The sequence below is a fragment of the Haladaptatus rarus genome, assembly GCF_054177585.1.
This window is the reverse complement of record NZ_JBPEHG010000014.1, coordinates 112394-124974: the sequence shown is the minus strand read 5'-3', so window position 1 is coordinate 124974 and position 12581 is coordinate 112394. Positions and strand designations below refer to the sequence as shown.

The window sequence follows — 12581 nt, the reverse complement described above, 5'->3', positions numbered from 1 at the left end:
GACTCGCGCCCTCGCCGCGCGTGGGGCGGACGTCGTCGTCGCGGCACGTCGCGAGGAACGACTGCGCGAACTAGCCGACGCCGTCGCGGACGAGTACGGCGTCGAGACCCTCGTCGCGCCCACCGACGTCACCGAGGAGTCCGAGGTTGAGGACCTCGTCGCAACCGCGGTGGACGCCTTCGACCGACTCGACGTGGTCGTCGGGAACGCGGGGCTCGGCCGCGAGGAGACGGTCATCGAGGAACTCCAGACGGAGGCGTACCGACAGATGATGAACGTAAACTGCGACGGCGTGTTCTTCCTCACCCGGGAGGTCATGCCGTACCTCAAGGAGACCGAGGGGAATCTCGTCCTCATGGGGAGCATGGCGGGCCAGTACCCGCGGCCAGGGAGTCCGGTGTATGCCGCGACGAAGTGGTGGATCCGCGGGCTCGCGCTCAGCCTCGCCGGGAGCGCCGGCCCCGAGGGCGTCGGCGTCACCGCCATCAATCCTACCGAGGTGCTCACTGAGTTCGGGTCCGAGGACGGTGAGTCGCTCGGCGAGCAACTCACGCCCGAGGAGGCCGCGACGCCCGAGGACGTCGCCGAGGTCATCGCGTTCGCCGCCGAACAGGAGGCCCCGAACGTCGTCCAGGAACTCGACCTCTACCGCCGAGACAAGTTCGAGGACTGGTAGGCGGCCCTATACCACGCAGTTCGCCGGCTCGTCGCTGTCGAAGAGACGTGTGACGTCCGCCGCGACGATGCGCGACCCGTTGAGGATGGCGTCGCGCGTCGAACCGGCGGTGTGCGGCGAGTGCAGCGTGTTACCGAGGTCGAAGAGGGGATGGTCGACGGGAAGCGACTCCTCTTAGAACACGTCGAGCGCCGCGCCGCCGATGTACCCGTTTCGGAACCCCTCGACGAGCACGTCCTCATCGACGAGTCCGCAGCGAGCGGTGTTGACAAGCAGCGCGTCGTTGTGCATCGCCGCGGGCGTGTCGCCGTCGATAAGGCGTCCGGTCTCAGGCGAGAGGCACACCCGCCCGACCGATGCTACGGGGTTCTAATATCCGTATCTACCGAAATCGACACCCTCAGAAATACAGAACGCCCTTGTGAGGGCCCTTTCAACGGCTCGAAAGCCCTCATCGGGTAGACTACGGCACTTCGTAATCACAACTATCGGTCAGCTCCGTTCTTTCCCGCCACCCCCGTTCCGCATGTCTGAACAAGACTTAAGGCTTGGGGCGAAGATTAGCGGGTATGAACGGAATAGGTGAAAAAAATCGGGTGCAAACGACTCAGAAGACGTTCCGCATTATTCAGACGCTGAAGCAAATCGACGGGGCTCGGGTCACAGAACTGGCGGACGCCCTGGAGATGAGCAAGAGCACGGTCCACAACCACCTTCGTACGCTCGTCCACGAAGGGTACGTGATACAGCAGGACGAGGAGTACCGTCTCAGCCTCCAGTTCCTCGAACTCGGCGGATACATCCGAGATCGACTGGACATCTACAAGGTCGCGGAACCCGAGGTCAAACAGCTCGCCGAACAGACCGGCGAGTTGGCGAACCTCGCAGTGAGCGAGCAAGGACTGCTCACCTACATCGACCGCTCGAAGGGCGACCAGGCTGTCGACCTGGACACATATCCGGGGCTACAGGCCCAAATGCACTGCACGGCGCTTGGAAAGGTCATCCTCGCACACACGCCCCGCGAACAGGTCGAATCGGTACTCGACCGCCACGGACTGCCCAAGCTCACGGAGAACACGATTACAGACCGCGATGATCTCTACGTCGAACTGGAGCAGATCCGGAGCGACGGCTACGCGCAGGACCACGGTGAGCGACTCGAAGGACTTCGTTGCGTCGCGGCGCCCGTGAAATCTGCCGAGGACGACGTTGAAGGTTCGATAAGCGTTTCTGCACCCGCCAGCAGAATGAAATCAAACCGCTACAACCAGGAGATTCCTGAGAAGGTCCGCAGCGCGGCCAACGTCATCGAACTCAACCTCAAGTACTCGTAGCCGTTCCCTATTCCTGAACAATAATTATCCGGCATGATGGACTAGTTTTAGCGTTCTCCTGCCGATTTCACTCCGACTCACGAGCCCATACCTGTTCAGACATGCTGAACGTGGTTTGTTATGGCATGACAAGGGCGAGCTAGTGATTACCGCGGGGCTGCTCTGCGTACCTCGACTGGAGCGCAGCTATCCATAACAAAGGTAACTTTGTTATGGCTCCCAAGCGACGCTGTTCAGATTGGCTGATTCCACGTGAACGCGAGCGTTTGCACCAGGTTTCGGTGGTGCGGTGCGCGGCGTGACGGAGATGATTGCGAACTTGTAGGTTCACCGTGTTGCCTCCTTGAGGACACTTCAACGCTATTCTGATCTCCTCGAAGAGTGGGTCCTGTATCCACGGTACACCATCGACGAGGAACTGTTTTGTCACGACGGTTGTTCGCAGGGAATAGAGTTTGACGTGAGGAAATTCGTTAGTGTCGGAATCGACAGGGCGCATAGCCAGAAGCACCAGTCGTTGAGGTGAACCACGGGTTCGTCAACCCCGACTCGATTCGGCGCCGTCCTATCAGTTGGCTGTAACTCGATATTTGCATCCCACTATGGACAGCTGCTCGGCACCGAACTGTTCGATGGTTTGTACTGTATTGGAGAGTGACAATCCAGCCGTATGGAGTTGGATACCGAGCTTCATCAGTGGCTGCGGTGTCGCATCTCGCTCAACAAACTCTAATCCAGTCAGGTTGTTACCCCCATGAGGCGGTCGAATTCTGGCAGAGGCACTACGACTTCCACAGCCTCGTTCTTCAGGCCTTATCGAAACACTGTCCACACCAACGCGACGCACAACGGGTCGTCACTCGTCGGACGAATCGGACTCGCACTGACAGCCGCCCTGCTCGAGGACCTCTGCGACGTCGTACTGCGTCTTGCAGTCCTCACAGAAGACGCTCGCGTCGAGGAACACCCGGAAGTCGCCAAGGTCGATGCGGTCAGTGCGGTCCAACTGGTCGAGTTTCTCCGCCGTGACGGCGATCGTCCGGTTCTGGAGTTGCATGATGCTATCAGCGACTGACTCAACGCGCTCTGCATCAGTGTCCCGTTCGCGCTCGACATTCCGAACATTGCGGAGATATGTTCGGACCGCCTGGTAGGAGACGAAGTCCGACTCCACCTGGTCGACGTCGATGCCGTTGCTTTCCAGTTTCCGCCGCGTCTCCGTGTATACTCCGCTGCTGACGTCCTCGTCAGTCAACAGCTGGTACGTGTTCTCGACCTCGCCTTCGAGCGGTTGCATCTCCGCGCTCTCCATCGCTGCCCTTAGCATCCGCCTATTGAAATAGCCTGCGAGGTCGCGAAGGCTCATCGGGTCGTCCTCTTGCGTCCACGACTCCGCGAGATCGTCTTCGATGGCCTGGATTCCGTACTGCGCTGCAACGTGGGGAACCTTGTATCGGGTGTTGGTATTGCTCACTGTGAACTGGTACGCCAGCCACGATATAAAGCATTATTCTCCCATGTTCGGTACGTGACGGAGTCCCAACCCGGCAACCGCTCGGGCACCCGTTCACCGCATCGAATACGACTCTCGGGGGGAGACTGAGTCAGGCACGTTTAGCTAATCACAGGCGGTAAGCTCCCTTCCTCAAGGAGCAACGCAGGCCGACGGCCGAGTAGCGCAGTAGGGAGGGGATACACCGCCGTCATCGTCTTACAGACACGTGCTTGTTGCTGGCCCACAGGCCTACGCACCGTCACGTTTATGTTGAAACAATATCTAAACACGAGCGATGAATAGGCACGAAATCGAAGGCCAATAAGTCATCGAGGGCGAAGTGAAAGCCACCGGCAACGGCGCACGCGTCCTCGTTCCAAAACAGTGGCGTGGCGCAGACGTGAAAATCGTCCGTACTTCTGAGCCCGACAACGAATAGATGAACTACAACTACAGGTATCGCCTCACCCCGACAGAAAGCCAGCGGGAGACGCTGGACTACCACCGCGATACCTGTAGGCAACTCTATAATCACGCCCTGTACCGCTTCAACCAGATTCCCGAGGGTGAGGGCACGGTCAAACAGCGCGTCCGCCAAATCCGTGACGAGCTTCCCGGTCTCAAGGAGTGGTGGGACGAACTGGCTGACGTGTACTCAAAAGTGCTTCAGCCCACCGTGATGCGGCTCGCCCACAACGTCAAAACCCTCTGGAAGCTCAAAGAGCAGGGCTATACGGTCGGTGAACTACAGTGGAAGTCACCACGAGAGTTCCGCAGTTTCACCTACAACCAGTCTGGCTTCGAACTCGACAAGAAGAGTAGTCAGACCGTGTTGTCACTCTCGAAACTCGCGGATATTCCTATCGAACTCCACCGACGCCACTATCAAAGAAGTCACGCTCAAGAAAGAAAAGACCGGTGAGTGGTTCGCCATCTTCGGCATCGAGAAGGACACGGAACCGCCAACGAAGCCGTCACTGGATGAGATTGGCGCCGACGAGATGGTCGGCATCGACGTGGGCATCCTGAAGTATGTCCACGACACCGATGGAACAGCAGTCGGGTCACTTGACCTCTCGACTGAGCGAGAGCGGCTGGAACGCGAACAGCGGGCACTCTCGCAGAAAGACCACGGCTCTGCCAACTAGGAGAAACAACGTCGGCGCGTGGCCGAGTGCCACCTCCGACTCAAGCGCAAACGCCGTAACTTCCTCCACCAACTCTCGGCATACTACGCTCGGGAGTACGATCTTGTAGCCGTCGAAGACCTCAACGTGAAGGGACTGTTCGAATCGCCATGCAACAACCGTAATACGGCGTCGGCGGCGTGGAACACCTTCACGAGTATGCTCGAATACAAGTGTGAACGCGAAGGTACGCACTTCGTGGAGGTTCAACCAGAGGGCACGACCAAAGAGTGCGCTCAGTGTGGTGTTGAAACAGAAAAGCCGCTGTGGGTTCGTGAACACTCTTGTTCGGCGTGTGGGTTTGAAGCGGACGGAGACGCGAACGCGGCGTGGAACATCCTTTCTCGCAGTCTCGAAGACGTAGGAGTGGGACGCTCCGAATCAACGCCTGTAGAGACTGCGCTCCCTACGGACACTACGGTTGTGTCTGCACAGCGCGTCGTGGAAACAAGAAGCCCCTGCCTACTCGCCGCCTTCGGCGGCTCCTTGAGGCAGGGTAGTTCACCAGTACGAAACATCGGTCGGGCGCCGACGAACGAACTCGACGAGTGGAACCGACGAACGGGAGTTCCGAGTGCGAACGGAACTCAGGCGTAGGAGAGGTTGATGCTGATGACGTTTGCCGTTCGTTTGACCATGTCGGGAACCGCCGACTCCAGGTAGTCCCCGCATAGTCGACTTACGGGCCCGGCGACGCTGACGGCACCCCGGACGACGCCATCGTTCGTAATGACGGGAGCAGCCACGCATCGTACTCCCTCGGCCCGTTCCTCGGCATCGAGCGCATAGCCTCGTTCCCGAATCTGCTCAAGATCCTCGAAGAGAGCCTCGCGCGTCGTCCGCGTGTGTTCCGTACTCGGTTCGAGTCCGTGCTCGTCAATGATCTCGTCGACCCGCTCCTCGGGAAGGTGAGCGAGTATCGCCTTCCCGAGGCCCGTCTGATGGAGGTAGACCCGTGACCCGATGCCGGTGTCGAGTGAGAGCGCGTTATCACCTCTCGCCCGGTAGAGGTAGATGCCCCGACCGTGCTCCTCGACAAGGATGTTGCCAAGTTCCCCGGTCTCATCCGCGAGCTTGTCAACCTCCGGTACGCCGACGTCGTGTATCTTCCGCTGGTTCTTGACCCGTTCGCCGAACTCGAAGAGCCGGAGCCCCAGCAGAAACTTCCCACCGTCTCTGACGACGAGGTCGTGGTCCTCCAGCGTCGCGAGGTGGTTGTGGACAGTCCCCTTCGTGATGTCCAGTTCGTTCGCGAGTTCGGTGACGCCGGCCCGTTCTAGCTCGGCGACCTTCTCGAGGATATCGGCCGTCGTTTTCACGGCCATGACCGGGTTCTTTGGGCCTTCCATGACACCCTGTGTCGGGGGCAGGTACTAAAAACTTGTTTGGCGGTGCTAAACGGATGGTCGGCTCGTCGCGACCTCTAGGTCGTCTGGAACCGCAAGGCTGCGGTGCTGTCAGCGGTGATTCGCAAGTGCAGGCAGTCGGGGGTGCATGAATTCTTCAGAATACGGTTTAGGAACGCCAAAACCGGAGAATATTTCCGCACAGCGAACAGTTTTACAAAACCTCCTCCGATATCCTTACGTCCAACATGGATTACGGAATTGATGGGAACACGGCCCTCGTTGCCGCATCGAGCAGTGGTCTCGGGAAGGCGTCCGCGAGGGTACTCGCGAGCGAAGGCGCAAACGTCGTCATTAACGGTCGAGACCAGAACCGGCTCGACGATGCCGTGGCGGACGTACAGGATGTCGCTGACGGCGACGTCGTCGGCGTGCAGGGTGACCTCACGGACGCCGACGACATCGAGCGACTCGTCGACCGGACGGTCGGGGAGTTCGGTGGTCTGGACCACCTCGTCACGAATGCCGGCGGCCCGCCGAGCGGACCGTTCATGGAGATGGATGACGAGGACTGGTACGACGCGTTCGACCTGCTCGTGATGAGCGTCGTTCGACTCGCCCGCGAATCGGCACCCTACCTCCGCGACGGGGACGACGGGACCATCGTCACCATCGCTTCCCGGAGCGTCAAGGAGGCGATTCCCTCGCTCGTGCTGTCGAACTCGGTCCGGATGGGCGTCATCGGACTCGAGAAGACGCTCTCGAAGGAGTTCGCGCCCGAAGTGCGGTCGAACGCCGTTCTCCCTGCGCCCCACGAGACGGCGCGCCAGCGGGAACTCATCCAGGCGGCCGTCGACCGTGGGAAGTACGACAGCTATGAGGAGGGCCTCGACACGAAGGGCGACATCAATCCGCTCGGTCGCATCGGCGACCCGATGGAGCTCGGCGACGTCGTCGCGTACCTCTCCTCAGAACACTCGAGCTTCCTCAACGGCGTCGCGATCCCCGTCGACGGCGGACAGGGAGCATCCAACCTGTAGACCGATGCCGAGACTCGCACGAACCGTTGACGGTCGGTCAATGCTCGGCGACGACGAGGGGTTCGTCCCGCTGTCGGCGGCGGACCCGTCGCTTACGACGCTCGAAGACGCGCTCCCATTGGCAGCCGCCGGTGGCCTCCCGTCGCCGGAGGCGGCGTCGGCCGCCCACGTCCCCGAGGACGACCTCTCGTTCGCGGCACCGCTCGAACGGCCGGGGAAACTCTGGGGTATCGGGCTGAACTACGCCGACCACGCGTCGGACCTCCACGAGGACAGACCGACAGAGCCGGCGAGTTTCATGAAACCCGCCACGACGGCTACCGGTCCGGGTGGTCCCATCCGACTTCCCCCACAGGACGTCGCAGGCCGCGTTACGGCGGAGGCCGAACTCGCACTCGTCATCGGACGGACGTGCAAGAACGTCGACGACGCAGACGTAGACGACGTCATCGCCGGATATGTTCCAGTAATTGATATGACGGCGGAGGACATCCTTCAGCAAAATCCGCGCTTCCTGACACGCGCGAAAAGCTTCGACTCCTTCCTCGTGTTTGGATCGTCGCTGGTGACCACCGACGAAGTCGAAAACCTCGACGACATCTCGGTCAGGACCGTCGTCAACGGGCAGATCGCCGCGGAGAACAGCATTCGAAACATGATGACGACCCCGCGGGAACTCGTGGCGTTCCACTCGGAGGTCATGACGCTGGAACCGGGTGACGTCATCTCGACGGGGACGCCTGGCGCGAAGCGTATCACGCCTGGTGACACCGTCACCGCCGAGGTCGAGCACGTCGGGGCTGCCAACTCAGATGTGGTCGGATGACGTTTCGACTGGCCATAGCCGTCGGACGCCGGATTCGAACGTCGAACGAGCATCGAGAGCAAACAACCCGAACTGACAAAGCGTACCAACCCAACTAACAGAGACCCATGAAAATCGAAGAAGTAGAGAGTTTAGCAGTATCGATTCCGCTACAGGAACCGGTCGCCTTCGCCACCCGCGTCGTCGAGGAGCGCGACCACACTATCGTGTACGTCCGCACCGAGGACGGAACCGAAGGTGTGGGATACACGCTCGGCTACGGCGGCGCGGACGTCGTCGCGCAGGCGGTCGAGAGCGTCCTCGCGCCGATGGTCGAGGGCGAAGACCCTCGCGACACCGCACGCCTTTGGCGCAAGATGTTCGACGGCACGGTCCAGATAGGCCGGAAGGGCGTGATGGTACGGGCCATCTCCTGTATCGACACTGCACTCTGGGACATCAAAGCCAAGGCGGCCGGCATGCCGCTCTACAAGTTACTTGGCGGACACGCCGACGCGGTTCCGGCGTATGCCAGCGGCGGGTACTACCGAGAAGGCAAGGGACTAGAAGATCTCCGCAAGGAAATGAAGACGTACGTCGACCGCGGCCACGATGTCGTGAAGATGAAAGTTGGCCGGAAACCCCTCGAAGAGGAAGTCGAGCGAGTTCGCGTCGCCCGCGAAGCCATCGGTCCGGACCGGACGCTCCTGATGGACGCGAACGGCAAGTGGAAGAACAAGCAAGAGGCCGTACGCGCCTGCCGAAAGTTTGCTGAGTACGACCCGTACTTCATCGAAGAACCGGTAATGCCAGACAGCCTGGACCTCTATCACGAGGTCAACGAGGCGCTCGATTACGCCGTCGCCGGCGGTGAACTGGAGTTCAGCCGCTACGGGTTCGCGGACCTGCTCCGCGAGGACGCCGTCGAAATCGTCCAACCAGACGTATCGGTGGTCGGTGGGGTCACCGAGTGGATGCGTGTCGTCAACATGGCGGCGTGCCACGACATCCCGGTCGCACCCCACTACAACTGGGACCTCCACATCCAGTTGCTGGCGGCCATCGAGAACGGACTCTGGATAGAGTACTTTTACCGCGACTCGGACGTGAAGGCGTTCGACGACGTTCTGGAACACCCCGTCGAACCAGAAGACGGGATGATTCAACTCCCGCAGCGTCCCGGCCACGGGGTCGAACTCAACCGCGATGCACTCGACGAGTTCCGTATGTGAGAAACCCTGCCAGAAGTCGTCGTTCGGCTTTCTACGGAGACGGCCCGCTTCGTTCGGAGACTAGCGAATCGAAGACGGAGGCGGCGATACGTTCACCCAGTGTGATTAGCGTATCGGGACGCGGTTTACTCTTCAAGCAGGTCGTTCAATACGATGATATATATGATCAAATGGCACTGTCTAGTTGAGCCAGTTTGAGGAACGAGCAGGTTGTTGAGTAACTTGTCTAGAGATGCTCGCAAACCTGCTCAGTAAAGGCTTAGACGCGGATTTAAAAGAAACTTGGGAGAATGAACGGACGGCGACGCCCGTCAGGGTGTTCGCCGTCCGGCTCCATGCGACCGGTTGTTCTCTCAGAGAGACAAAAGCAATTCTAGCGCTGTTCGACGTAGAACGGTCACACCAGGCAATTTTTCAGTGGGTGCATCGGCTGGCTGACAGCGTTTCTGACCCGCCGTCGGCAACGCCGACGCGGGTCGCGGTGGACGAAACCGCTGTCAAGATTAACGGCGAGTGGTCTTGGGTGTACGCTGCAATAAACACCGAAACAAAGTTGCTGCTCGGTATCGACGTGTTTGATCGGCATGGCACTGATCAAGCGGCTGTGTTTCTCGGACAGTTGGCCGAGAAACACGATCTCTCGGACGCGGTGTTTCTCGTTGATGGCTACGGCTATCGGACTGCCCTCTTTCGAATTGGATTGAACGGTCAGCTTGACTACACCGAGCGAAACCTGATCGAAAAATGGTTTCACACTCTTAAAATGCGCATCGACCGCTTTCACACGTCGTGGGTCGGCAGTCGGCCGAGCGTCCAGCAGTGGCTTGAACAATTTGTGCATTACTATAACCAGCAGAGACCGCATCAATCGCTCGACAATCGAACACCTCTCGAGGAGGAGCTAAACTAGACAGTGCCGATCAAATCTTGCTGCAACGAGACCCGTGCTATCGTATCCGGTTCCCTTGACGTTCTTTGGTTTTCCAGACCCGCATCTCACCTACTGTTTCATCTTTCACTGACAATAGACCCGTCTCTTTGACGTCACGGGTTCGAACCGGGGCGTCCAGTAACGACCCACGATGGTGTTCGTCCACGACACGACTGCATTCGGAGCAGTTTTTGTTCAGCTGATGGCACTGTTCAACGCCGTTCGGAGACAGCTGATCAATTACGTCCTCTTCCGGTCATTCGTACCGGGGTTTCCGATTCAAGCATTAGAAGTGTTTCCACCGAAGTTTCTCCCCCGATACTGGGAACGAATCTTCGGCACGTTCACTGACGTTTGTTCCGTACTGTGCTGTACAGGAGCCTTCAATACCGTTAAATGTGTTCGCGCAAAGCTTCTCCTATGAGCACAGAACAGGTCGAAGAAGGAGATGTCCGGGTTCAAGCCCATAACATCGGTGGCATCTCCGAAACTGAAGCAGTGTTCGAACCTGGGGTGACCATCCTCACAGGGCGGAACGCCACGAACCGAACATCGCTGTTGCAGGCGATCATGCTCGCGCTCGGAAGCGAACAGGCATCGCTCAAAGGTGACGCCGAGAACGGAGCGGTCGAATTACAAATCGGTGACCGCCGATACACGCGAACGCTCACTCGGAGCGGCGACTCAATCTCGCTATCGGGTGATCCGTATCTCGACGACCCCGAACTTGCCAACCTGTTCACGTTCTTGCTTGAAGGTAACGAAGCCCGTCGGGCCATCGAACGCGGCGACGACCTGCGCGGACTTATCATGCGGCCGATCGACACTGACGAGATTCAGGCCGAAATCGAGCGCCTTGAAACCGAACGACGTGAAATCGATGAGCGCCTCGGGGAGATCGAAAGCGAAGAGCGTCGCCTCACTGACCTTGAGCGCCGACGCGAAGAGCTCGAAACCGAGATTGACGAGAAGCGTTCAGCACTCAAAGCGGCCGAATCGGAACTTGAGTCGCTGGACGCCACGGTCAAAGAGAGTCGTGAGGAGAAGAAGGAAGTCGAATCAAAGTTCGACGACTTCCGCGAGACCCGTTCGAAACTTGACCGCGTCCGGCGAGATATCGAGACCGAATCCAAGAGCATCACATCCCTCACTGAAGAGCGAGCAGAAGTCGAGGAGGAACTCTCTGCGTTGCCGGACGCTCAGTCAGTTAACGAGGACGATCTCGAAAAAGAGCTGAACCGGCTCCGCGAACGCCGGCGAACCATCAACAGCATGGTCAGTGAACTCCAAAACATAGTACAGTTCAACGAGGAGATGCTGGAGGATGACCGGACCGACATTCGTCACGCATTGGACCAAGATGTGGCGTCGGACGGGTCGATCACCGACCAGCTGGTTGAATCGCAGACGACCTGCTGGACTTGCGGGAGCGAGGTCGAGAAGAGCCAGATCGAGACGACGCTCGACCAACTCTGTGAGTTCCGCGAGCAGAAACTCGAAACCGTCAGCGAAATCAACGACGAACTCGAAGAATTGACAGATCGCCAGCAAACCCTACGCGAAAATCGAGAACGACGAGAGCAACTTGAAACTCGCTTCGAAGGGATCGACGACGAAATCGAAAATCGAGAACAGCGCGTCGAGGATCTCCGGGATGACCGCGCGGAGTTAGAGGACCGATTGAACGAACTGGAGACAGAGGTCGAGTCGCTCGAGAGCGACGAGTTCGAAGAGACCCTTGACAAACACAAGGAGACCAACCAGCTTGAGTTCGAACTCGGCCAACTCCGTGAGGACCTCGAGGACGTCGAGTCCGAGATCAAGTCCATCCAGGAGATGCTCGAGGAACGAGAGGCGCTGCAATCTGAGCGTGAGTCAGTATCCGAGGAACTGGTCGACTATCGGACGAAGATCGACCAGATCGAAGAACAGGCCGTCGAGGAGTTCAACACGAACATGGAGACGGTACTGAACCTTCTAGAGTACGAGAACATCGACCGAATCTGGATCGAGCGGGTCGAACGCGAAGTGCGCGAAGGTCGTCGCAAAGTCGAACAGACCAAGTTTGAGCTTCACGTCATCCGACAGACGGAAGCGGGAACAGCATACGAGGACACGGTCGACCACCTGTCCGAGAGCGAACGCGAAGTGACCGGTTTGATGTTCGCGCTCGCGGGTTACCTCGTTCATGAGGTGTACGAGACGCTGCCGTTCATCGTGCTTGACTCGCTCGAAGCCATCGACTCCGACCGGATTGCCTCTCTCGTCGAGTACTTCAGCGACTATGCCGACTATTCCGTCGTCGCACTCCTCCCCGAGGACGACGCGGCCCTCAACGAAGCCCATCAGCGGATAACCAACATCTAACTCGACGTCGATTCCGTCGAACATCGCTGGTTCCATCGACGTTTAGTCGAAGGGATAGTCTGGAATGGAGAGTGCCTGCGATTGTTCCGGGATTGCGTCTACAATTTCGAGTTCGGTGACTGCTCGAGAATCAAACGGAATGGGCCGCCGGGCTTGGTATGGAGG

General features: G+C 58.9%; 11 protein-coding genes and 1 pseudogene. 9 read left to right on the top strand and 3 right to left on the bottom strand.

The genetic code is table 11. From position 1 onward, the window contains the following. Window positions 1–676, top strand: a 676-nt coding sequence (locus ACR3FE_RS22280; RefSeq protein WP_458209904.1) for an SDR family oxidoreductase, incomplete at its 5' end; no start/stop codon positions are given. Window positions 677–850: 174 nt separating this feature from the next. On the opposite strand, the gene ACR3FE_RS22275 is transcribed toward ACR3FE_RS22280, so the two are convergent. Then, a complete protein-coding gene (locus ACR3FE_RS22275) occupies window positions 851–1021 on the bottom strand; it encodes an NAD(P)-dependent oxidoreductase (RefSeq protein ID WP_458209902.1) in 171 nt (56 codons plus the stop codon). Window positions 1022–1254: 233 nt separating this feature from the next. Between ACR3FE_RS22275 and ACR3FE_RS22270 the strand changes: the two genes are divergently transcribed. Further along, entirely contained in the window at window positions 1255–2013 is a 759-nt protein-coding gene (locus ACR3FE_RS22270) for an IclR family transcriptional regulator (RefSeq protein ID WP_458209908.1), read from the top strand. 856 nt (window positions 2014–2869) lie between these two features. On the opposite strand, the gene rdfA is transcribed toward ACR3FE_RS22270, so the two are convergent. Next, a complete protein-coding gene (gene rdfA, locus ACR3FE_RS22265) occupies window positions 2870–3487 on the bottom strand; it encodes a rod-determining factor RdfA (RefSeq protein WP_458209900.1) in 618 nt (205 codons plus the stop codon). 349 nt (window positions 3488–3836) lie between these two features. Between rdfA and ACR3FE_RS22260 the strand changes: the two genes are divergently transcribed. Further along, the gene (locus ACR3FE_RS22260) at window positions 3837–3947 is read left to right on the top strand and encodes a DUF2080 family transposase-associated protein (RefSeq protein WP_458209907.1); all 111 of its coding nucleotides are present in this window, start codon (window positions 3837–3839) and stop codon (window positions 3945–3947) included. Next, window positions 3948–5292 (top strand): annotated as a pseudogene (locus tag ACR3FE_RS22255) (RNA-guided endonuclease InsQ/TnpB family protein). It abuts the gene before it with no gap. On the opposite strand, the gene ACR3FE_RS22250 reads toward ACR3FE_RS22255, so the two are convergent. Then, window positions 5283–6044 carry an IclR family transcriptional regulator gene (locus ACR3FE_RS22250; protein ID WP_458209899.1) on the bottom strand — a complete coding sequence of 254 codons (762 nt, stop codon included), beginning with the start codon at window positions 6042–6044 and terminating at the stop codon, window positions 5283–5285. The pseudogene ACR3FE_RS22255 and the gene ACR3FE_RS22250 sit on opposite strands and share 10 nt — an antisense overlap. 245 nt (window positions 6045–6289) lie before the next feature. On the opposite strand from ACR3FE_RS22250, the gene ACR3FE_RS22245 reads away from it, so the two are divergent. The 5 genes from ACR3FE_RS22245 (at window position 6290) to ACR3FE_RS22225 (ending at window position 12416) form a co-directional block, all read left to right on the top strand. Then, window positions 6290–7081, top strand: a complete 792-nt coding sequence (locus tag ACR3FE_RS22245; protein ID WP_458209897.1) for an SDR family oxidoreductase — start codon at window positions 6290–6292, stop codon at window positions 7079–7081. A gap of 4 nt (window positions 7082–7085) precedes the next feature. After that, a complete protein-coding gene (locus ACR3FE_RS22240; RefSeq protein WP_458209896.1) occupies window positions 7086–7907 on the top strand; it encodes a fumarylacetoacetate hydrolase family protein in 822 nt (273 codons plus the stop codon). 107 nt (window positions 7908–8014) lie between these two features. Then, on the top strand, window positions 8015–9118 hold the full coding sequence (locus ACR3FE_RS22235) for a mandelate racemase/muconate lactonizing enzyme family protein (RefSeq protein ID WP_458209895.1): 1104 nt from the start codon (window positions 8015–8017) through the stop codon (window positions 9116–9118). Between the two features lie 232 nt (window positions 9119–9350). Further along, window positions 9351–10028 (top strand): IS6 family transposase, encoded by a 678-nt coding sequence (locus ACR3FE_RS22230; protein WP_458209894.1) that lies wholly within the window; start codon window positions 9351–9353, stop codon window positions 10026–10028. Between the two features lie 441 nt (window positions 10029–10469). Beyond that, complete coding sequence (locus ACR3FE_RS22225) at window positions 10470–12416, top strand: archaea-specific SMC-related protein (RefSeq protein ID WP_458209893.1); 1947 nt, start codon at window positions 10470–10472, stop codon at window positions 12414–12416. Window positions 12417–12581: the final 165 nt, after the last annotated feature.